The following is a 21386-nucleotide window of genomic DNA, read 5'->3' on the forward strand; positions in this document are numbered from 1 at the left end:
AGAATATAAAAACTACCTGAATTGTAATCCTTTATCAGGTTCTAAAGTATTTGGGTTCTTGATGTAATTTAGTGCATCACGATACCCCGAAAGTAATGGTGGTATTAAATTTCTTTTATTAGAACTAAAAAATAACGTGACATATCTTTTTGGTAAAGAGAATAATAAGCAAAAAGAAATGAATAATAAAAAGTAGAGATTTCTAGTAGATTTTTTCATGAATATAATACGATTACGTGCAATAAAGTATTCCTTTAAAGGACTATCTTTTCCTACACTCATAGACTCTTTATGAAAAATCTCAGCTGTACCGATAAACATTGATTTTAGTTGATGTTTATGAAAAGAGGCTGTCCAGTCAAGTTCTTCATAGTATAAAAAAAACTCTAATGGCATTAACCCTACTTTATCAATATGTTCTCTTTTTGTCATCATGGCTGCACCATGTATATATCCTGTTTCATAAGATGTGTCATATTGATGTTCATCCACTTCTAGGTTTCCAATCGTTGCATTTCTACCTGTTATGGGACTTACTAGGGTATAACCCGCATATTGAATAATGTTTTTCTGATCATAATATTTAATTTTGGGGCTTACAATACCTATCGTATGGTCTTGCAAAGCATTTACTAAAGGATCGATACTTGTTTCTAACAACTCCGTATCGTTATTAACAAGATACAAAAATTCTCCCGTAGCTTTTTCAATTCCAAGGTTATTCCCCGCCGAAAATCCTATATTTTCTTCATTGTGTATAACGACAACATCATGCAAGACCTCTTGATAACGACTTGGGTCGCAATGATCACTTCCAAGCTCCACTACAATAACTTCTAAATCATTACGATTTAAGGTTTTGATTGACCTCAACATATCTAGTGTAATTTCTAGATTAAAGAAATTAATTGTAATAATCGATATCAATCCTTTTTGCATTTTCATCTTATATCTTCTCCCATTGTTGTGTTTCAAAATTATATTTTTTTACTAATCTTGCAGGGTTACCTATGGCAATATGATAATCAGGTATAGACTTAGTTACTACAGAACCTCCTCCAATAATACAATGTTTACCTATTGTCACTCCTGCTACAATTGTACTATTAGCACCAATCCAACTATTAGATTTTATAAGGATAGGTGCAACAGAAACTCCTTGATCAACTATAGGTTTGGAAACATCTTCATAATTATGATTCAAGCCAGACATTACAATGTTTTGAGCTAATATTACTTTATCCTCAATGGTTACAGGGCCAATCAGGGTATCACCTATTCCAATCACACAGCCCTCTCCTATGACTACATCGCCAACAGCATTGTTCACAGTAGCGAAAGATTCAATAATCGTCTTATTTCCTACCTCAAACTTGTTGAATGGGAAGATATCTTTTCGACTACCATTTCTAATAACTGATGACCAAGCAACTTTATGGACAAAAGGATTCCACAACAACTTCACCCATAAGCGAGGTTGATATTGATGAACTATTAATCCATGTATAAATTTCTTTAATACCGGATTATCTTGAAGTGCATTTTTAAGTGTTTGAATCATTGTTCTATTATTGAAATAAAATCCTTTGCACGATGCGACCAATCATTGGATTGTGCAAATAACCTTCTTTCTTCAATTTCTGTTTCGGTTGCAGAACTTCGATGAATTCCTTGTAAAAAGGTTGTACTATTTTGATAAGAAACGACCTTACCTTTGAAGGTCCTAAGATCTGTAAACTCAGATGTAATTACAGGTTTTCCTAAAGTTAGATATTCATTGATTTTTAAAGGATAAATACATTTTGTCAATTCATTTTTGACAAAAGGAATCATACATACATCTGCATAAAATAAATAATGTGGTACCTCTTCTGCTGTTTTTGGGCCAAGAAAAAACACATTTTCTTCTTCTCTTAGCTCTTTACCTGCAAATTCTCTTTCATTGATAGGACCGATAAAAATATATTGGATTGACCTATCTTGTTGAGCCACTTTTTTCAATAATGGGTAATCAATTCTTAATCCTAAATTACCTACATAAACGACTTTTTTACCATTAATTTTTAAATATTCTTTCGGAACTATATAATGGTCCAATTGGAACTGAGAATAGTCTGCTCCATTATGAACTACTTCGGTATTTGGGTTGATTTTTTTAAGGTTCTCTTTTAGTTGATCTGAAGTAGTTACAATTTGATCAACCACTTTTGAGACTTCTTTTTCTGCTTTCACTCCATGTTTAGCTATATATCTTTCACCAGACATTAAGTCTACACAATGATATAAATATTTTAACGGTGGGTATTTTTTTAAATTTAAATGATAAACGGGGTTAAATGAATTAATGTAATAGTAGTCAGACACATCATAATAGGAAAGGACTTTAAACAGAGTACCTTTAATGATACTATGATTAATTTTTTTTAGTGTATCGTAGAGCACCCCTTCAGATAAAAAATTAATAGGAAAAACTGTTTTAGGGGTCACATTAATAAAGTTTGGCAATTCTTTGTAAGGTTGACAAACACGAATTCCATTTTGAAAGGCATTTTTTCTAAACTCAAGTTCTTTTTGGTACGTTTTAGCATATTTGTCCTTGAACGTATAAGGATGATCTAAATAAAATACCTTTCGGTCCCTAGCCCATTCTTTGGCTAAGGCCAGGGATGTTGCACCATACTTTTCATCAAAGCGTGTTAATCCCTGCATTACTATAGGGAGGTTACTCATGATGATAATGTTTTTTTATAATATTGATTTTTTCTTAAAAAGGATGGAAATAAAGTCACTAAATTAATCCACCAAGAAAAGACCAGGGCTACTCCTTGAATACATACTTTGGGTCTTTTAAAAAAGCCCAATACGTGTTTTAAAAAGAGAACTTGATGGTATAAAAATACTTCCACATAAATAGTTCTCCATGGGGAGGTATTTCTATGTTTTTTATATAACTGCTTATTTTTATAATATAATGGAAATTCACTTTCCAATATTTTCATTCTTTTCTTCAGTTTAGATAACTTTTCTTGACGAGGAGGATGGTAAATTTTCATTGAAGACAAGAAAACAACTTTTCCCTTTTCTTTCAGTCGCCAAGCAAAATCAGCATCTTCATTATGTGCAAATGGAAATGACTCATCAAAACCGCCTAATTCTTTAAAAATATCGGCTCTAAATGCAGCATTACAAGTAGGTAACGCAGGGTTACCATTTAAATTTTCTATCTGATGAGTAAGTGGGGTTACATTTTTTTTATCAGTATACGTCAACCCTTCAATACCAAGAATATTTTTGTCTTCTTCAAATGTTTGGTAAATATTCAATAGCCAATCTTTGTCTGCTAAACAGTCATCATCGGTAAAAGCAAAATACTTTCCTTTTGCTTTATTCGCACCTGTATTTCTTGCTTTCGCAGGACCAGCTTGTTGTGTTTCTATGATCGTCCAATTTGGAAGATTACCAAATTTATCATTTAGTATGTGAACAGTGTTATCTACACATCCATCACACACAATGATGACCTCGAATTTAGAAGCATCAAATTCTTGATGTAAAATTGAAGCGGCTAAATCGACGACCAAATCTTCACGATTATGAGTGGGTATTATAACACTAACTTCAATCATTATGAGACTTTTTGAGTATTTAAACCAATAGATTTATCTAATTTTCTTAGCCTACTTCCAGTGAGAATTTTTGAAAACATAGATCGACTCAAAGCAAAGAATGCGGCAAAGAAAGTAGATAGCTCTTCTTTTAAAGAACGTTTTGGGAATAATTTCAACATTTGCTCTTGAGTTAATGCTCCTTCAAAAAACGAATTATAATATTCATCTTCTGGGTCCATAACGATGGGTAAAGTATCTTCCCATTCGTACCTCACTGTCAAGATATCAGGATAAGTAGCCATTAATAACTTAAATGCGACACTTTCCCTTGATAAGTAGTACAAAAAGAAATCGCCAAAATCTATATGTTTTCCGATAGGACCAATATCTTTAATCTTTTTACCAACAATTGTATCATCAATATCTAAAAAGGTCCACTCGTGTGATCCTTTAGGAACTAAATATTCCCCCATTAAAGATGGCATTTCGAGGTACCCCCTTTTAGCTACTCTAGTCATTTCCTTAATAAATTTGACAGGGTCATCCACATGTTCTAATACATGGCAACATATAACATAATCAAATTCATTATCTTCAAAAGGTAAATTTTCACCATCGGCTAATAAGAATTTTTGTCCTTTACGAACAACAATGTCCCCTGCTCTATGTCCATTATTATCATTGTCGTATTTATCTACAATAAGATTAGCTCTTGGGTGTGGGTTATGACCTCCTCCAATTTCTAATACTGACCAATTGGGGTCTATATTTAAACTGAATCGATCTTTAGGAACTTGCAATTTCATTTTTTATGATTGGTAATGGGTTAATAATTCATTTACTGTGTTTTCCCAAGTAAACTTTTGGGACTGTCTAATACCTTTCTCTTCTAACTCTTTCTGTAGCTCTTTATTTTTCAAAATTTTGATAATATTTTTTGCCATTTCATCTGGTTTAGGATCAGACAATAAAGCTGCATCACCTAATACTTCGGGTAAGGATGCACAATTTGATGCTACAACAGCAGTACCACAAGCCATAGCCTCAAGTGGAGGAAAACCAAACCCTTCATATAATGAAGGGAAAAGGAAACAATCTGCTTCAGCTAAAAAAGATCTTTTTTGATCATCAGGTACAAAACCTACAAACTCAACATTTTTAATTTTATATTTTTCAACTAGGACAGGTAAAAGTGTTAAATCTGCATTACCACTTCCTATTTGCATTTTATAACTGATATTTTGATCCTCTAAAATACGAGCCACTTCTATAAGTGCAGTAGCATTTTTATGTGATACACCTAATCCACCGATGTATCTTATCGTAAATATATTATTCTCTACTTGTTGATCATTAGGGTAAAGAACATTATGGTTAATACCATTATATACTACATTTACCTTCTTCTCATGTACTCCTGTATGTTTAATAATATCCCTTTTTGAAAAATGAGATACAGTAAATATTTTTTCTGATTTCTCAATCCCTTGCTTTAATTGAAAACGATAATAACGATCCTGAAACCAATTTAAATGTGCACAAGCAATAGGGATTACATCATGTATTGTTACATATTTTTTTTGTACTTCAGACTTCTTAGAAAAAACCAATGCAGTAAAAGCATCAATGTTATCTGCATGGTAAATATCACTAGATGTTTCTAATTGGTCTAGGTGTTTTTTTAAGTAATAAGGTGCAACATAATCACGTAAATTTCTTAATGAACGGTGTGGAAATGCCGTAGCATAATCGTTAGGATTTCCTTTTCTATGTAATTGTATATTTATGTCTTTGGCTCGTAGTTTTTGTGCAATTAAATCGGAGTACTGACCAATTCCACAACCCCTTTTCACACAAGACAACCACTCGATTGATTTCATAGTATAAATTAAGTTCATTAAAATTTAATCAGATATTTTTAATTACACTCGAATAAAACCCAATATTTAAACAACTTATTTGAATAGTTAAAGTATTGAGGAAACTATAAAAATGAAAATTGTACTATACTAATAATCTTATATCACTATTTAAAAAAGGAAACGATAAGCAAGTAATAAGAGAACTTATTTATTAATTTAATGAAAACAACAGCTCAATATGATCCAAAAAATTGCTTTTACAATCTTTTTGCTGAGCATAACCCACTTGGTTTGTCATTCACAAACACAACCTATTTATCAGGATAGTCAAATAGATTCTCTTACAGTCATAGGTTTAGAAAATAACTACTTATTAAAGGCCAAAGAGATGGAAGTGGGAATTGCAAAACAAAATTTAGCTTCAACTAAGAAAAGCTGGATGTCAACATTCAGTTTTCAGGTAAGTACCTTTAGATATTCTAATACAGGGACGGTCACTCAGGTATCGGCATTTAATGATTTAGGAGTTGGACTTTCTATAGATTTATTCACGATAACTTCATTGAATAATAGAATAAAAAAGGCTGAATTAGAAGTAGTGAAAAATGAAATGCAATACCAAAATCAATTGAAGATTGTTAAAAGAGAATACATTCAAATTTACTCTGCTTATTTAAAAGCAACAGAACAATTAAAGGTATTTACTGAACAAGAAATCAGTCAAAAAGAATTATTACAAATTGTAAAAGACAAATTATTAAGAGGAGAAGCAAAAATTGAGGAATACCTACTTGTGGAACAAAGATTACACGAAACAAAAGTAGCCAAAATTGAAGCCGAAGTGAGTGCAGCATTAGCCCAACATGAAATGGGACTTCTTATTAACGAATAAACATATTGCAAAATCTTATATACATATTAAAAACGACAATAAAGAACATTCACCTTTGGATGGGTGTTCCAATTATCGTGTGCATCATTTTATATTTTAATATGAGTGATTTTAAAATGTATGAATCTAAAGCTAAACTACAATTTGAATTAAATACAGATGGAAGCTTATCACTAACATCAAAGTCATTACAATTATTCGAAATTGGATTGATGTTTACAGATTTATTAGAAATCGCTAGAATTAAAAGAGTCCTAGAAAATATCCAATTAAACATCTTAATCAAATCATTAAATACAAATAAATTATATGATATAAAATTGGATAATGATTTATACTCAGAAACTGAAATAATTAATAGAGCAAATTACCTTCTTGATAATTTTGAAAATTTAAACATGCAAAGACCTATTGATGTAGTGATCAATAATACCATGATTAAAAATGGTCTTGGTATTGAAGATATCAGTAAACGTTTTTCCATCAGTAGAATTGGTAGTAGTAAATATATTAATGTATCTATTGAGGATAAAGACCCATTTGCAGCAAAATTTATAATTGATATTTTAACCAAAGCATGGATAAAAGAATATAGGTATGAAATTAAACAACGCTATAAAGATAAATCAGAAAGTATTGCAAATTCTTGTGATAGAGCTAGAGTTGAGTTAAGCGATTTATATGATTCTCTAAAAGTATTCAAAAGGAAGCATAATATCATTGATATTGATGCGACTAAAAAATTCATCATCGATAGAAGTTCAGAATTGCAAAAAGAAATTTCTAAAGGGAAAAAAGAATTGGCTTCAGATAAATCAAGTATAGATTTTCTTGGAAATACACTTGAGAATAAAAAAGATTTTGGTTTTAAATCAGAATCTGATGATATCCATTTAAGTATCATGCATTTGAAAGACTCTCTTAGAAAATTACAACAAGAGCGTGAGTATAATGCTTATAATTTAGAAAAATTACCTTCAGATTATACCACCAAACTAGATGCGAAAATTCGAAGTATTGAAAATAAAATAAAAAATAATTTATCTAAATCTATATCAAGTACTACATACGATCCTAGTTTAACAAAACAGTCGATTGTCAATAAATATATACAGGATCAAATTAATTATGTAAAGCTAGAAGCCCAAGTTTCAACTTTAGAAGACGAGTTAAATCAGTTAACCTATCGTTCTAGACAAAATATTGATGTCATTTCAAATATTGTAAAGTTAGAGGGGCAAATTGAAACAAAGGAAAAATACTATCTAAATTTATTAGAGAAAAAACATTTCGCTGAATTATTAGAAAAAGAATCTGGAAATAATTTCTTCATTATTGAAACTGCAAATTTCCCAATCAAACCTAAAAGTTCAAAAAGAGGATTAATTATAGTCGGTGCCTCTATGGGTAGTATGATTCTAATTCTTGTTATAGTTGTTCTAAGAATCATTTTTGATGCAAAACATCACTTACCTTTTCAGATTGATAAAGAATCGAAAATTCCAATCATAGCCTCTATTTATCTCCTTCCTGTGCATGATTATAAACACAAATTCAAACCTAGAATTATAAGTAAATTACAAAGGTGGAGACAGAATTATAAAAGAAAACTTGTAGCGGGTGGGAATACTGATTCAAGAAAGTATTTAAGACGACTTATTTTAGATTTGGATAAAGATGGTAAAAACATCATCACATTTATGGGAGCTAGATCTAATCACATAACATTACATACTCTGCTTGAACTCCAAAAAATGTTTAATAAAACAAATATCAAATCACTAATTATATATAATGATTGGTTTTCGCCTTTAGATGTAAATCAAAAAGAATATAAACGATTTGAATTTAAAGATAGAGAAACAATAAATGATAGTGGTGTCCTTGATTTATCTCAAGAAGAGTGTTCTCCTTATGATTTACTACTACCAGATGATTGGTTTTCGTTATTAGTAAAACTAAGGCAAAAGTATCAGTATATATTATTAATTACACCTCCGACACATCAATCTACTATATGGCATGAGTGGTTAAATCTAACCTCTGATGTTTTTTATGTTTATGAATTACATGAAACTTTTGATGATGATGATGTAAAACATCAAGAGTATTTATTGGAAACTCATTGTAATGTTTTTGGTGGTTTTCTTACCTCAAATGTAAAATAACATGGAAGTATTATCCTATATATATTATTTCTTTGGAGCATATTTATTGTTCTATTGTGCTTATCTAATGATTACACTCATTATTGGTTCTTTCTATCATAGGAAAGGAAAAGAAGGGGATATCAATAATAATGATAAGTGGCTTATCTTTATTCCTGCATACAAAGCAAATCATACTTTAATAGATGCATTAATAGCCATTCAAAATCACTCTCCTAAAGTACCATTTAGAACATTGGTATTATTCCAGCATTGTGATCAAGAAATTATTGATAAAGCGGAAAAATTGAATATTATTTCTGTTTCTAAGACATTCTCTGCTGATTTAGGTAACACCTACATACAAGCATTAAAATATACATGTGATATTATAGAAAGTAATGATGAGATTTTAGCCTTCCAACCTAATAAAATAATTTTATTAGATAAGGATAATGTGGTCTCTCCTACTTTCTTTGATGAAATATTAAAATTTAGATCTGAGGGTTTTGAATATATTCAAGGAAAAAGAGCTGCTTTAAACAGTCAGAATGCTGTTGCTAGTTATGATTTGATTTCTGAAAACTTAAATAATGTATCTCTAAGAAATTATAAATCTGCTATGGGATGGAATCCAGAATTAACTGGTTCTGCTTTTCTAGTAGATATGAAATGGTTTTTAAAAGGAATTAGAAAACTATGTTTAAAAAATCCAGGTATGGATAAAAACTTATTTCTTGAATGGCTTTTGGATGATCAAAAATTAAAAGGCATTTATGCCGAAGAAGCAATTGTATATGAGGAGAAAACTGATGATATAGAAGTATTACAGCAACAACGGTCTAGGTGGTTTGCTGAACAATATATGACTGCATTTGCGTTCTTACCAAGACTTTTAAAAAGAATATTTTTAGGACTTAGTATTGAAGCTTTTGATTATACTATTTCAGTTCTCCGTCCGCCTAGAAGTATTTTAATGCTTCTTACCCCAATACTTTGTGTAATAGAATTGGTTTTTATACCTAATCAATATCTATTTACCATAGCATTTTTATGTCTTGGTTTTGGGGCATTTTGTTTCTTAACCTTTAATGGCCTAACATCAGCTTTTTTTCAATTGCTACAACGTTTACCAGCTGTAATTGGGAGTAATTTAAAAAGTTTATTTAGCATCTTTCAAGGGAAAGCTAAAGGAAATTTCATTCATACAGAAAGAAAGAATTCAGATGAGTAGAGGTGTACTAATAGGGATATTCAGTATTGTAATTGCACTACTTCTATCTTTAGGAGTAGCACACTTAGCTAACAATGTAAATTGGGGGTTAGGGGTAGCTATTGCTATCATGAGTATTGCTGTACCCTTCTTATTATCTCTTTTCTTTTATACAAGAATGAGTATCTACTTCTATATTTTCTTGTGTATTTTTATAGGTATTCCACTTAAAATGAATATTCCTGCACCAATTGGATTAGGATTCGATTTTGCAATAATGTTCACCATTCTCGGACATTTATATAAGTGTGGTGAGAATAAAGATTATGCATCAACTTTTCAAATTCCTATGATGTATCCTATTGTCGGATGGATTTGTTGGAATATTATTCAAGTAGGTAATCCAAGTGCAGCATCAAGAGTGGCGTGGTTTTTTGTGATGCGTCCTTATGTATTATATCCCCTTTTATATTTTATAGTATACTATTATTTCAAAACCATTGAAGACTTAAAATCACTTATATTTTTTATGTTTGGATGTTGTTATTTTAGTGGTTTATGGGGAGATATACAAAATTTAAATGGCTATTTCCCTTTTGAAATGGCTTGGGTATACGCAAATGATGCGAAGCACTTAGTATATATCTCAGGTCGATGGAGAGTTTTTGGAACACTTGCTTCACCCGCCCATTTTGGTATGCTCATGGCCATTATCATTGTCATGGGTGTGTTTTTATTACCCCTTTATAATTGGCGAAAAAAAATCTTTATTATTATTGGTACCCTCATTTGTTTACCTGCTTTAGTTTGGTCAGGAACAAGGTCCGGTATTGCATTGGTAGTGGTTATAGTTGCTATTGTTGTGGCTTTATGGGGAAATACTAAAGTTTATATGGCAGGAGCCGTATTTGCTGTTTTCTTTATCATATTAATCAATACACCTACAGATAATTATCACATTCAAAGAATACAATCAACTTTTGCAGGTTCAAAAGATACCTCTTATAAAGAAAGAGAAGAAAACCGTCATGCAATGTACCCATGGATTTTTGCTCATCCACTCGGAGGAGGCTTGGGCAGTACAGGAGTTTGGGGGGTACGTTTCTCACCAGGAACTATGCTTGCTAATTTTGCACCAGACTCAGGACACCTAAGAATTATGGTAGAAGCGGGTTGGTTGGGGCTCATCGTATATTCTACAATTTTCATCACTTTCATCTATTATTTTTTGACAAGAACTCAATTTTGGCGGCTTGATAACACAGAACTAAAAGTGTTATTACTATCCGTATATGCTACTCTTGCTTCAATTGTAGTAGTTGAACAAGCTCAAGACGTTAATGGTATTTTACCATTTAATATTTTGATGTGGATTTGGATTGCTATGTTAATGCGAACAATAGAACACATCGAAAAGTATTTTGAAGATAAAAATAAGAAGCTACAAGAAGAAGAAAATGAAAAACAGAGAATCATAGAAGAAAAAAGGAAGATAAAACTCGCAAAATATCATGAAAAATTCAATGTTAATTCCTAAGAATATAACACTAGCCTGTTGCCAACATTTTAATTCTGGGATTGGTAGGTATAGTTACATGTTAGGTGAAAGTTTAAGAGAAATGAATACAAATGTAAAATTGTACAAAGTATTTAAACCAGACCATAGTGATATAACTTACCATGAGCAGAATTGGATAAAAAAAATTCCCTATAGATCATTTAAAGGTTTACATCCTTATATACTTCCCTATTTTATTCATCAAAAAATTAAAAACACTCCAAAGGATCAGATTGTTCACGGGCATTGGTTTATCTCAGGTTTGGCAAGTTCCTATCTACCGAACCCCACAGTGGTAACAATGCATGATGTCTCACTATTACATGTTTCAGAAGCAGACGCTTGGTTTACAGGTTATTATAAATGGGCAATTAATAGGTTCAAGAAAAACAAAATACCTATTATAGTGGTTTCTAATAATGCGAAGTTAGATACCATTAAGTACGCTGATTATCCAGAAGAATTAATTTATGTAAGTAAGGGTTTCATCGATTTTAATCAATTCTATTATGATAAAAATGTCACGAAAGATGAAAACCGCTTTACTATAATATATACTGGAGGATTAGGAGAACGTAAAAATGTAGGTTTACTTCTGCAAGCGATGAAGGTAATAGAAAAAAAATATCCACATACTTATTTAAAGATTGCAGGAGCCCATCCAGAGTACACGAAATATCCAGAAATGGCTAGAGATCTCGGGATTGAAAATGTAGAGTTTAGTGGTTTCATACCGGATGATGATCTAAATAACTTCTACAATGCTTCTGACTTGTTTGTTTTTACATCTCTCTATGAAGGATTTGGTTATACTCCACTTGAAGCCATGGCCACAAAAACACCAGTAATTAGTACCAACGGCGGATCGTTAACCGAAATTGTAGGAGAAGGAGGACAATTAATTGATTATGATGTAATGGATTTAATTGATAAGATAAGTTATTACATTGAAAATGATAGTGCAAGAAAGGAATTGGCTCATAAAGGGCATGAATGGGTGAAACAATACACCAAAGAAAATTCTTTAAAAGAAACACTATCAGCCTATAATTACCATGATAGATTATAATAATACAATAATTTGTTAATGGTTGGAACGAATTGTTTAGAATTAATTTTTATAGGAACTGAATTTTAGTAATCTCTGTTATGATAACAAATACCAGGATTCAAACCCACATTCAATCGATATGACCAAAAGAATATTACTTTTAGATGATGACAAATTCATGCAAAATTTTGTCAAAACACTACTTTCTACAACTTATGAGGTTTATTGTTTTAGTTCTATAACTGAAGCAACAGAATTTTTAGATAAAAATGAATTACACTTAGTAATTACTGATCTAAATTTAAGTAACGAAAGCGGTGAAAGCTTTATTAAGGAAATAAAAAAACAACCCAAATATTCTCATTTACCAATAATAACCTTATCAGGTGAAGATTCTTCTGAAAAGAAATTTGAAATTTTAGAGTTAGGTGTCGATGATTATGTTGTGAAGCCTTTCTTACCAAAAGAATTAATGCTTAGAGTAAAAAATATTTTAAGGAAGTATGACAAATGGTTAGTAAAGGATAACACCAAAACTGTCGATTTACCAAAAAATAAATTCGACTTAAAAAAAAAATTTTATCTCTTTTCTAAAAGGTCTATAGATATAATTGGAAGTGTTGTACTACTCACTGTTCTATCACCTGTGTTTCTTATAGTTGCTATTGCGATCAAATTAGAATCAAAAGGACCTATATTTTATATTTCTAGAAGAATTGGAAAAAATTATAAAGAAATACCATTTTTGAAATTCAGATCGATGAAGGTAAATGCTGATCATTTAGTAAAAGACCTTCAAGTGGAAAATTCTTATGGTGATGAAGAAAAATTAGATCCCACTACAATACCTGAAGGTAATCTCTTACATGGAGATAATGGATTTAAAATTTGCGAAAATCAACATAAACATGAAAACTCCACGTCTACTTTCTTTAAACTTGAAAATGATCCTAGGGTAACGAAAGTTGGAGCACTCATTAGAAAAACAAGTATAGATGAATTACCACAACTTGTGAATGTACTTTTAGGTCATATGTCTATCGTTGGAAATAGGCCTCTGCCAATCTATGAAGCTGAACAGTTAACTAAAGATTATTCTGTAGGCAGATTTGCCGGAGCTGCTGGTATAACAGGTTTATGGCAAATAAAGAAATCAAAAGATCCATTTATGACAGAGGAAAGAAGAATCCGTTTGGATGTTCAATATGCACAAAATAAATCATTGCTAAAAGATATTGCTTTGATGTATCAAACACCATTAGCAATGGTCCAAAAAGAAGAATAAGAAAAAAGCAGGTGTAAAAACCTGCTTATTTTTTTATATAAGACCAAGCTATAAATCTACTTTTCTTTTGTCCTTGACCCATATCTATAATTCTATAGTGAGCTTTGGCTTTTTTCAATTTTTTTTGAAGTGGTAAAATATGATCTTGATTGGATACTAAACTTGTAAACCAAATCACCTCATTTTTAAGAGATGTGCTTTCATCAATCATTTTTATGATGAATTCAAGTTCACCACCTTCTACCCAAAGTTCATTATTAAGACCGCCAAAATTTCTGTTTTCTCCATTTTTTTGCTTCAAGTTTTTATTCTTACGTCTAGAAGCATCTAAAGCTTCCTTTTCATTTTTATAAAAAGGAGGATTACACATAGTAAAAGCAATTCTATCAGAAGCTACGATTAAGCCCTTCAATATTGAATTCACATCGTTTTGTTTCTTAATGTGAATTTGTTTGGGTGTTATCTTATTCTCTCTTAGAATATTGATACCATTATTGATTGCTACATCATCTATTTCTGAAGCTGAAAATTTCCAACCAAGAAAACTATAACCTAGTAATGGGTAGATTAAATTAGCACCTGTACCTACATCAAAACCCTTTATTTCTCTGTAGGATAAATTGGTGGTTTCTTTTATTAAATCATTAATACCAAGTAAATAATCTAATCGGCCTGGAACTGGTGGACAAAGATAGCCTTTTGGAATATCCCAAAATTTGATTTTATAGTGGGCCTTTAATAATGCTTTGTTTAATAATTTTACAGATTCTGCATCATGAAAATTAATACTTTTAGTATTCCCTTTTGTAAGTATTATATGAGATTTAAGTTGAGGCATTTGAGAACACAACTTATCTATATCGTACCCTGACTTATGTGGATTTTTATGGTGCATCTGAAGATTATTTTTATAACTTTTAAAAAAGTTACATTATTTCTATTGAATATTAAATGCGAATATAAAAAAAGGTATTGATCACTCAATACCTTTTTTCATATTAGGGTCATCACTTTATAATTGATAACATCTAATTATTTTTTTCACTTGTTATTACTCTAAAGTTTTTTTCATATTCAGGAAAATACTTTCTTGTTCTAACATCTACTATATTTTTAGTCCCATTATACATGACAACATGTAAAGTGAAATCATTATTTACTTTATAATACACATTGGTTAATTGGGAAGTCTTTTTTATGGCTGTTAATTGAAGTTCTTTCACTCCTTCTTTAAAATACATAACCAATTGATCATTTTGAGGGTTAAAAATATATTGTGTATCCCCCTCTTTCTCAATATCTAAATAAACATTCAAAGCATCATTAATTTCTTTTTGATTGGTAAGGTCTTTACCAATTAGATCAGTTATCATCACATTTTCATCGTTTGATTTCTTGTGATTATTACGCTCATTAGCATTAACTATACCAGAGAATATTAATAATGTTAGAGTGAATATTTGTACAGCTTTCATGAGATTGTTGATTTGTTATAAATTTACATTATTTTTTAACGTTTTATCAACATTGATAGTTGAAAAAAAATCATCTTGTTAAAAATTGTTAGGACTTTAATTGCATGTCATTATATTACTATAAATGTATCAGTCGTATAAATCAATGCTATTTTTTGATGTATAAACGTATTACTTTATTAATAGTATAAAAAATATTAAACAAAATTAATACAATTAAAGAAAACCAGAGAGAGTAGGGAGGAATATAAGAAACATCTAAATGTAAATGATCAATAGTTAAAAACACAATAAATACTGTCAAAAATATAGACCAACCCAATTGAAAGTTTATGAATTTATTCCCTTCATTTCGCACAAAACTTGATAAATTGAAATGAGTTGATAGATAGTAAGACGGTCCTATTATATTACCATAGGGTATAAAAAACATAGTAAATATTGAAAAGTAAATAATCAAGAGTTGTTTACTATCAAGGCTTTTACTATAAATTAAAGAGTCTTTATCTACATTCAATACAATAGATAATTTTTGTAAATCATTATCTGAAGGATAGATAACATTATTCTCAATTAATTGAATATGCCATAATGGTAAGGCAGATTTTTGCGATAGAGTTTCTTGGGAAAGACCTTTAGAGAATCTTACATTCTTAATATAGTTGTTCATGTACTTCAGGTTCAGAAAAAGTTAGTCTATTTTGTACAGCGATATAAAATTAAATCATTTTTAGATAAATCTCAATAATCTCTAATAAAATTTAAATAAAAGTATAATTAATATTATAAAAAATGGGTTCCAACGAAAATAAATTATATTTGATTTTTGCATTAATATGAAAAACAAGTTAATTAATTTTATTGACCTATTTTATGGGTTATTCAAGCCTTTTATGCCGCTTAAAACTTACAGATATGCTGTTTGTGGAGGGGGGAATCTAGTATTTGATATCCTTTTATATTTTACGATATATCATTATGTACTTTTTCAAAAGAATTTAGACTTAGGAATAATTACTCTAAGTTCTCATATTGCTGCGTTATTTATTGTTTATCCAATCACGCTTACATCTGGTTTTTTACTACAAAAATATATTACATTTCAAGAATCAGACTTAAGAGGTCGTGTTCAGTTTTTTAGATATGTGCAAGTGAGTATTGGAGCAATTTTTATTAATTACATTTTAATGAAAGTATTTGTAGATGTCCTTCACTTCTACCCTACTATATCTAAGATATTAACTATTTTTGTCTCTATTATTTACAGTTATATCTCTCAGAATTTGTATTCGTTTAAAGTGACGAAAAAAAAACAAAAGGATAATTAATGATTATATTCTTTACAGTAATACTCTAGTGATCTTTTTAAAAGGTTATTTACTCTCAAATCTAATTCTTTTATAAGAAATGGTTTGGCAATGAAATCGTCTACTCCTAATAAATAACATTGTATCTTAGCATCTGTTTCACCTGATAAAATTATAATCGGTACATCATTATCTAAATCCTTGATTTTATTGACAAAGTCAATTCCGTTTTCTCCATCTAAATTCAAATCTGTAATAATTAAATCTTGTCTTACATTACTGAATATCTGAATTGCATCTGAAATACAATCTGAGGTAATCACATTATGTTGTGTTTTGAATACTGCTTTAACAAGGTTTTTCATAAAAGCATTATTCTCCAAGAAAAGAATATTCTTTTTCATAATTCATTTAAAATTGGGTTTAACTATCAAACATTTGGAATGTGAATTTCGTTCAGCTCTTTGATGTACCTAATCTCTATCTTTCTTATATTTATTTTTGATGAAACTTATGAAGGCGTACTAACTCATCAAAAATTTGATTAATATTATAACAAAAATTGAAAAAGTGATGTAATTTTTTTTCAATAATCGTCTTTTATACTTTTTGATTACCTTCGTTTATTACAATTAAAGGATGAATTAATCAAGTCATAATCAATAATTTAAACTCGTAACATCATTCATTACTATATGAAAAGGATCATTAGCATTATCTGTGTATTACTCTTGTTTGTAGGCTGTACAACGCATAAAATATATGATATGGACCAATTAACTTCTGATGGTATTACTAAAGAGTTAGCGGAAATGCGTTTCCAAGAATTAGGTAATATTAATTATGAGCTACATTTTATTCTTCCTAAAGATAAGGCCAAAGAAATACAAGCCACTTCTTTAATTACACTACATAAGAATACTAATAACTACCCTCTTATCTTAGATTTTAAAGTTGATCAACCTCGCATTAATAATGTAATTGTCAATAATCAAAAAATTGAAGTTACAGTTAAGAATGAACATATTATAATTGATAAGGAACACCTAAAAGAAGGTGAGAATAAGATTTCTTATCAATTTATTGCAGGAGATCAATCTCTAAATAGAAAGGAGAACTATATGTACACTCTATTAGTACCTGATAGGGCAAGAACATTATTTCCTTGTTTTGACCAGCCAGATTTAAAAGCCACTTATCAATTAAGTTTAGACCTTCCTAAAGATTGGAAAGCAATAGCTGGTGAATATGGTAAAGAAGTGGAAAATGAAGATAGAAAGATCATTCAATTCGGAAAGACAAAAAAAATAAGTACCTATTTGTTTTCATTTGTAGCCGGTGAATTTAAAGAAGAAATTTTTAAAGAAAATGGATTAGAGTTTCATATGCTCCATATGGAAGAAGACTCTAAAATTAAAGCCAATAAAGACGCTATTTTTCATCTTCATAAAAAATCACTAGCATGGTTAACGGAATATACCAATATACCTCTTCCTTTTAATAAACTTGATTTTGCCTTAATACCACCTTTCCAATATGGTGGAATGGAACACGTTGGAGCCATACAGTATAGAGCATCATCTTTAATACTTGATGAAAATGCGAATGACACCCAGAAAATGCAAAGAGCAAAACTTATTGCTCATGAGGTGGCTCATATGTGGTTTGGTAATTTAGTTACTATGAAATGGTTTGATGATGTTTGGTTAAAAGAAGTCTTTGCTAATTTTATTGCCGCAAAAGCTGTTGCCCCTGAGTATCCTGAAATCAATCATGACTTACAATTCTATTTAGCTCATCAAAATAAAGCCTATGTAGTTGATAGAACTGATGGAAGACATGCCATCCAACAAGGCTTAGATAACCTAAATCTAGCGGGCACTTTGTATGGTGCTATAATTTATTCTAAAGCTCCAGTGGTTATGTCACAGCTTGAATTAATGGTTGGAGAAGAACAGTTGAAAATGGGTTTAAGAAGTTATCTTAAAAATTACTCTTATGGTAATGCCACTTTCGATAATCTTATTGATGAAATAGCAAAAGCTTCTAATATTAATTTAAAGAGTTGGGCAAATGAATGGGTAAAGAAGAAGAGGATGCCAAGAGTATCTTTTTCTTATGAGAATAAAATGCTCAAAATTAAATACTTTAACCCTGCTCTTCAACAAAAAATACAAATCAATAATCAATGGTATTTGTTAGATGATAAAGATCTTCTTATTGATTTACCCGAAGGGAGTTTTCCTTTAGACCAGTCATGTAAAGGTTATGGCTATTTTAAATTAGGGTATGATATAACATCAACAATACAAAAGAACATCAACAAGTATACAGATGCAGAAAGAGGAATAGCATATGGCACATTATATGAAAATTTCCTTAATAAAAATGTTCTGTATCCTAAAGATTATATGCCCTTTCTTATCCAACAGCTCTCGATAGAACAAAATAGTTTATTACATAATATGTTACTATCACAATTTAAAGAAGTGTATTGGTTTTATTTTAATGAAGAGCAAAGAATTAATTTTACCAATGAGTATCAATCAGACTTTATTCGATTGATGGCAAAAGCGAAGACTAAACCCTTAAAATCTTTCTATTTTAAAGTGGTAAGTAATTTTCAACAAAATGAGACCACTCTGTCCTTTTTCATTCCATATCTTACCGGGAAATCTAAAGATATTAAGCTTAGTGATAAGGAAAAGGTACATTTATTTCATTACTTAAGAATGCAAGGTCTACGAGATAAAGGTATTCAAAAAACAGTTTCTGAAAGTATTTCATCCACCTATTATAAAGATCTTTTTGCTTACCTCCTTCCTACAACTTCTGATATTGAATTATTAAAAAGAGGGTATGTTATAAATTTAGGATTACAAAAGGAAAGAGAAAATGAAACATGGGTTGAATATGGATTATATTATATTAATCATCCATTACAAGCCAAAGAAACAATAGAGTATATTCCGATTACTTTGTCTTATTTACCAAAGGTTCAAGAAACGGGTGATATTTTCTTTCCCTATAATTATTTAAGAAATAGTATAGGAATGAGGACAGAAAAAAGTGTACTATCAAGAACCAATCAATTTATTTATCAATTGCAATCACAAAAAATGGATACTAAACTTATCAATAAAATAAAACAAAATTTAGATCCGATAAAAAGACGATCTGGCCAATAATAAATTCGATAAGAGGCAAAAAGGCGATCTCAATAACTTTGAGATCGCCTTTTTTATATATCTATAATGAATTAATTGTTCAATTCTGTATTCATCTTTCCATTTTCAAAAATTGATACTATTGGGGTTGTGGCTTGTTTATCATTACTAATTAAATAAATCTCTTTTTTATTTGTATAACAGACCCCTTTAGTTTCTAAGGTATTATTAATTGGATATTCAAAAACAGTTTTTTTATTCTTCAATGATTCTTCTATTAGTTTTCCCCTGCTTAAAGGATAAACATAAACACCTAAGTCTGTTAAGAATACTATTGATGAATTATCTTCTGATAAGTCAGCAGACTTTATATTTTTTAATCCAAAACATCCTACTTTTTTTAATACTCCCTCCTGTTGGTGCATAGAAATTTTAAATATTTCAGCATTCTTCATCGAGTAAGTAAAAAAATAATATTCTTCTGATTTTGAATTAACAAGCATAGCTCTAATATCTTTGGGTTCATCTGGAAAACTATAATTTTTAATATATGGAGCGACAAAATCATCTTCCACTAGATCTTCATCGAAAGTATAAACCTGTAGAGTGTTTCTTGATTTATTAGCATTTCCAGTATCAGCGATATGGATACTATACACTCCATCTTTATTGCTTGATCTTAAATCTTCCCATGAAAAAGAGGTACCTCTAACAAAGACTTTTTTGATTTGTTTCCCTGTAGGTATATCATACAAATAAATATAAGGATCGTTTTGAGTATTCTCATGAATCCAAACTTTACCTTTATTACCTGATTTTACAATCCCAGTGATTTGTTCTAAATCACTTAATAAAGGTTTTTCTTGACGAATTGTATAATCCGAAAATAAAGGTGTCTCATTTTTATTTTCGATTGATTTACAACCTCCTTGAATCAAGATGAAAAATAGTAATATTTTGTTTATGCGGTAGTACATTAATTTATAAAAGCAGTTTGTTTGTACCTAAAATTAGATAAGTTAATGTACAATTATGATATTACTTTAAATACATTTACATTAAAGTTGGTATATGGGCAAAAAGATGCAGAGACAAATAAAAATGGGCAAGTATAATTGCATTTTTAATTACACTTGCCCATTTATTAGGTTTACAAATTATCCTGCTAGTCCATCAACTGATCTAACATCTGGTAATTCTCCCCATTTTTTTTGTATTACTTTCTTTCTATATGCAAATATCTCCTTTAATTTGTTCTCTATAATTAATGAATTTGCTATGGCTCCTAATGGCCCAAAAGGTGGTGAATATGTCACAATATCTTCCATGAGTACACCATCATGTATTTCTTTTACAATATGTTGATGATGCCACAATGAATAAGGTCCAACTCTTTGTTCGTCAACAAAATACTCACGATCGCGGACATGAGTAATTTCTGTCATCCAATCCATTTTCAATCCTAATAAGGGGCTTACTTTATAAGTAATCATCATACCCTCATACATTTTTTCTGGAAGATCACCATTAGTAATGTCAAACCCCATATAGTCTGGAGTAATTTCTTTTAAATTTCTAGGTGATGAAATAAAATCCCATACTTCATCTAAGCTAGCTGCGATTCTTTGGTCTCTTTTAAATTGATAAAATGCCATAATTATAATTTTTCAATTTCCTTTAATACTTGATCTGCTTCATAAGTTTTTAAATCGCTTTCTTTCCGATTTGTATGAGATAGTTTATGAGCTTCCTCAATAAGTTTTTTATACTTAGCTTCTAATTTTTCTTTGGGTGATTTCTTTTTAAATAATCCAAACATAT

The 21386-nt window shown here is 30.1% G+C and carries 21 protein-coding genes; 8 read left to right on the top strand and 13 right to left on the bottom strand.

The genetic code is table 11. The features are described 5' to 3' along the window. Positions 1-12 precede the first annotated feature (12 nt). Genes NH26_RS21810 through NH26_RS21835 form a run of 6 tightly spaced genes read right to left on the bottom strand, consistent with a single transcriptional unit; the run spans position 13 to position 5488 of the window. Complete coding sequence (locus tag NH26_RS21810) at positions 13-945, bottom strand: glycosyltransferase family 2 protein (protein WP_052431900.1); 933 nt, start codon at positions 943-945, stop codon at positions 13-15. A 1-nt stretch (position 946) separates the two neighbouring features. Beyond that, a complete protein-coding gene (locus NH26_RS21815; protein WP_044220899.1) occupies positions 947-1561 on the bottom strand; it encodes an acyltransferase in 615 nt (204 codons plus the stop codon). Further along, positions 1558-2730, bottom strand: a complete 1173-nt coding sequence (locus NH26_RS21820; RefSeq protein ID WP_044220895.1) for a glycosyltransferase — start codon at positions 2728-2730, stop codon at positions 1558-1560. Before NH26_RS21820 ends, NH26_RS21815 begins: the two co-directional genes overlap by 4 nt. Next, positions 2727-3626: a glycosyltransferase gene (locus NH26_RS21825; RefSeq protein WP_044220892.1), complete on the bottom strand. Its 900-nt coding sequence runs from the start codon at positions 3624-3626 to the stop codon at positions 2727-2729. Before NH26_RS21825 ends, NH26_RS21820 begins: the two co-directional genes overlap by 4 nt. After that, positions 3626-4414: a class I SAM-dependent methyltransferase gene (locus NH26_RS21830; protein ID WP_071397259.1), complete on the bottom strand. Its 789-nt coding sequence runs from the start codon at positions 4412-4414 to the stop codon at positions 3626-3628. Before NH26_RS21830 ends, NH26_RS21825 begins: the two co-directional genes overlap by 1 nt. A gap of 3 nt (positions 4415-4417) precedes the next feature. Beyond that, positions 4418-5488, bottom strand: a complete 1071-nt coding sequence (locus NH26_RS21835; RefSeq protein WP_044221154.1) for a glycosyltransferase family 4 protein — start codon at positions 5486-5488, stop codon at positions 4418-4420. A 220-nt stretch (positions 5489-5708) separates the two neighbouring features. Between NH26_RS21835 and NH26_RS21840 the strand changes: the two genes are divergently transcribed. The 6 genes from NH26_RS21840 (at position 5709) to NH26_RS21865 (ending at position 13616) form a co-directional block, all read left to right on the top strand. After that, a complete protein-coding gene (locus NH26_RS21840) occupies positions 5709-6362 on the top strand; it encodes a TolC family protein (protein ID WP_071397260.1) in 654 nt (217 codons plus the stop codon). Between the two features lie 101 nt (positions 6363-6463). Beyond that, positions 6464-8530, top strand: a complete 2067-nt coding sequence (locus tag NH26_RS21845) for a GumC family protein (RefSeq protein WP_044220887.1) — start codon at positions 6464-6466, stop codon at positions 8528-8530. A gap of 1 nt (position 8531) precedes the next feature. After that, positions 8532-9743, top strand: a complete 1212-nt coding sequence (locus NH26_RS21850) for a glycosyltransferase (RefSeq protein WP_044220884.1) — start codon at positions 8532-8534, stop codon at positions 9741-9743. Further along, on the top strand, positions 9736-11259 hold the full coding sequence (locus NH26_RS21855) for an O-antigen ligase family protein (protein WP_052431898.1): 1524 nt from the start codon (positions 9736-9738) through the stop codon (positions 11257-11259). Before NH26_RS21850 ends, NH26_RS21855 begins: the two co-directional genes overlap by 8 nt. Then, complete coding sequence (locus tag NH26_RS21860) at positions 11234-12349, top strand: glycosyltransferase family 4 protein (RefSeq protein WP_199880283.1); 1116 nt, start codon at positions 11234-11236, stop codon at positions 12347-12349. Before NH26_RS21855 ends, NH26_RS21860 begins: the two co-directional genes overlap by 26 nt. A 121-nt stretch (positions 12350-12470) precedes the next feature. After that, complete coding sequence (locus NH26_RS21865; RefSeq protein ID WP_052431897.1) at positions 12471-13616, top strand: sugar transferase; 1146 nt, start codon at positions 12471-12473, stop codon at positions 13614-13616. Positions 13617-13641: 25 nt separating this feature from the next. On the opposite strand, the gene rlmF is transcribed toward NH26_RS21865, so the two are convergent. The 3 genes from rlmF to NH26_RS21880 all read right to left on the bottom strand — a co-directional run bounded on the left by rlmF (position 13642) and on the right by NH26_RS21880 (position 15761). Beyond that, positions 13642-14511, bottom strand: coding sequence for a 23S rRNA (adenine(1618)-N(6))-methyltransferase RlmF (rlmF, locus tag NH26_RS21870; RefSeq protein WP_044220881.1), 870 nt, complete (start codon positions 14509-14511; stop codon positions 13642-13644). A 133-nt stretch (positions 14512-14644) separates the two neighbouring features. Next, positions 14645-15091: a hypothetical protein gene (locus tag NH26_RS21875; RefSeq protein ID WP_044220879.1), complete on the bottom strand. Its 447-nt coding sequence runs from the start codon at positions 15089-15091 to the stop codon at positions 14645-14647. A gap of 148 nt (positions 15092-15239) precedes the next feature. Continuing rightward, positions 15240-15761, bottom strand: a complete 522-nt coding sequence (locus tag NH26_RS21880) for a DUF4870 domain-containing protein (RefSeq protein ID WP_044220876.1) — start codon at positions 15759-15761, stop codon at positions 15240-15242. Between the two features lie 166 nt (positions 15762-15927). Here NH26_RS21880 and NH26_RS21885 point away from each other — a divergent pair, with 166 nt between their 5' ends. Beyond that, entirely contained in the window at positions 15928-16419 is a 492-nt protein-coding gene (locus NH26_RS21885) for a GtrA family protein (RefSeq protein WP_044220872.1), read from the top strand. Here the strand turns inward: NH26_RS21885 and NH26_RS21890 are convergent. Continuing rightward, complete coding sequence (locus NH26_RS21890; RefSeq protein WP_044220870.1) at positions 16416-16802, bottom strand: response regulator transcription factor; 387 nt, start codon at positions 16800-16802, stop codon at positions 16416-16418. The genes NH26_RS21885 and NH26_RS21890 overlap by 4 nt on opposite strands. Positions 16803-17093: 291 nt before the next feature. Here NH26_RS21890 and NH26_RS21895 point away from each other — a divergent pair, with 291 nt between their 5' ends. After that, positions 17094-19586, top strand: coding sequence for a M1 family metallopeptidase (locus NH26_RS21895; protein WP_084812323.1), 2493 nt, complete (start codon positions 17094-17096; stop codon positions 19584-19586). Between the two features lie 71 nt (positions 19587-19657). Here the strand turns inward: NH26_RS21895 and NH26_RS21900 are convergent, their stop codons facing one another. The 3 genes from NH26_RS21900 to NH26_RS25315 form a co-directional block, all read right to left on the bottom strand. Then, positions 19658-20542 (bottom strand): hypothetical protein, encoded by an 885-nt coding sequence (locus tag NH26_RS21900; protein ID WP_139263232.1) that lies wholly within the window; start codon positions 20540-20542, stop codon positions 19658-19660. Between the two features lie 180 nt (positions 20543-20722). Beyond that, on the bottom strand, positions 20723-21220 hold the full coding sequence (locus tag NH26_RS21905; protein WP_044220860.1) for an SRPBCC family protein: 498 nt from the start codon (positions 21218-21220) through the stop codon (positions 20723-20725). Positions 21221-21222: 2 nt separating this feature from the next. Then, on the bottom strand, positions 21223-21384 hold the full coding sequence (locus NH26_RS25315; protein ID WP_044220857.1) for a Lacal_2735 family protein: 162 nt from the start codon (positions 21382-21384) through the stop codon (positions 21223-21225). Positions 21385-21386: the final 2 nt, after the last annotated feature.

This window comes from Flammeovirga pacifica (assembly GCF_000807855.2).
GTDB classification, from domain to species: Bacteria; Bacteroidota; Bacteroidia; order Cytophagales; family Flammeovirgaceae; genus Flammeovirga; species Flammeovirga pacifica.

Excerpts from the sequence above, each read along its gene's own strand:
- NH26_RS21835 (WP_044221154.1), bottom strand. The coding sequence starts at position 5,488 with ATGAAATCAATCGAGTGGTTGTCTTGTGTGAAAAGGGGTTGTGGAATT.
- NH26_RS21885 (WP_044220872.1), top strand. The coding sequence starts at position 15,928 with ATGAAAAACAAGTTAATTAATTTTATTGACCTATTTTATGGGTTATTC.
- NH26_RS21875 (WP_044220879.1), bottom strand. The coding sequence starts at position 15,091 with ATGAAAGCTGTACAAATATTCACTCTAACATTATTAATATTCTCTGGT.
- NH26_RS21860 (WP_199880283.1), top strand. The coding sequence starts at position 11,234 with ATGAAAAATTCAATGTTAATTCCTAAGAATATAACACTAGCCTGTTGC.
- rlmF (WP_044220881.1), bottom strand. The coding sequence starts at position 14,511 with ATGCACCATAAAAATCCACATAAGTCAGGGTACGATATAGATAAGTTG.
- NH26_RS21905 (WP_044220860.1), bottom strand. The coding sequence starts at position 21,220 with ATGGCATTTTATCAATTTAAAAGAGACCAAAGAATCGCAGCTAGCTTA.
- NH26_RS21845 (WP_044220887.1), top strand. The coding sequence starts at position 6,464 with ATGAGTGATTTTAAAATGTATGAATCTAAAGCTAAACTACAATTTGAA.
- NH26_RS21865 (WP_052431897.1), top strand. The coding sequence starts at position 12,471 with ATGACCAAAAGAATATTACTTTTAGATGATGACAAATTCATGCAAAAT.
- NH26_RS21900 (WP_139263232.1), bottom strand. The coding sequence starts at position 20,542 with ATGTACTACCGCATAAACAAAATATTACTATTTTTCATCTTGATTCAA.
- NH26_RS21820 (WP_044220895.1), bottom strand. The coding sequence starts at position 2,730 with ATGAGTAACCTCCCTATAGTAATGCAGGGATTAACACGCTTTGATGAA.
- NH26_RS25315 (WP_044220857.1), bottom strand. The coding sequence starts at position 21,384 with ATGTTTGGATTATTTAAAAAGAAATCACCCAAAGAAAAATTAGAAGCT.
- NH26_RS21880 (WP_044220876.1), bottom strand. The coding sequence starts at position 15,761 with ATGAACAACTATATTAAGAATGTAAGATTCTCTAAAGGTCTTTCCCAA.
- NH26_RS21825 (WP_044220892.1), bottom strand. The coding sequence starts at position 3,626 with ATGATTGAAGTTAGTGTTATAATACCCACTCATAATCGTGAAGATTTG.
- NH26_RS21840 (WP_071397260.1), top strand. The coding sequence starts at position 5,709 with ATGATCCAAAAAATTGCTTTTACAATCTTTTTGCTGAGCATAACCCAC.
- NH26_RS21855 (WP_052431898.1), top strand. The coding sequence starts at position 9,736 with ATGAGTAGAGGTGTACTAATAGGGATATTCAGTATTGTAATTGCACTA.
- NH26_RS21890 (WP_044220870.1), bottom strand. The coding sequence starts at position 16,802 with ATGAAAAAGAATATTCTTTTCTTGGAGAATAATGCTTTTATGAAAAAC.
- NH26_RS21810 (WP_052431900.1), bottom strand. The coding sequence starts at position 945 with ATGAAAATGCAAAAAGGATTGATATCGATTATTACAATTAATTTCTTT.
- NH26_RS21895 (WP_084812323.1), top strand. The coding sequence starts at position 17,094 with ATGAAAAGGATCATTAGCATTATCTGTGTATTACTCTTGTTTGTAGGC.
- NH26_RS21815 (WP_044220899.1), bottom strand. The coding sequence starts at position 1,561 with ATGATTCAAACACTTAAAAATGCACTTCAAGATAATCCGGTATTAAAG.
- NH26_RS21830 (WP_071397259.1), bottom strand. The coding sequence starts at position 4,414 with ATGAAATTGCAAGTTCCTAAAGATCGATTCAGTTTAAATATAGACCCC.
- NH26_RS21850 (WP_044220884.1), top strand. The coding sequence starts at position 8,532 with ATGGAAGTATTATCCTATATATATTATTTCTTTGGAGCATATTTATTG.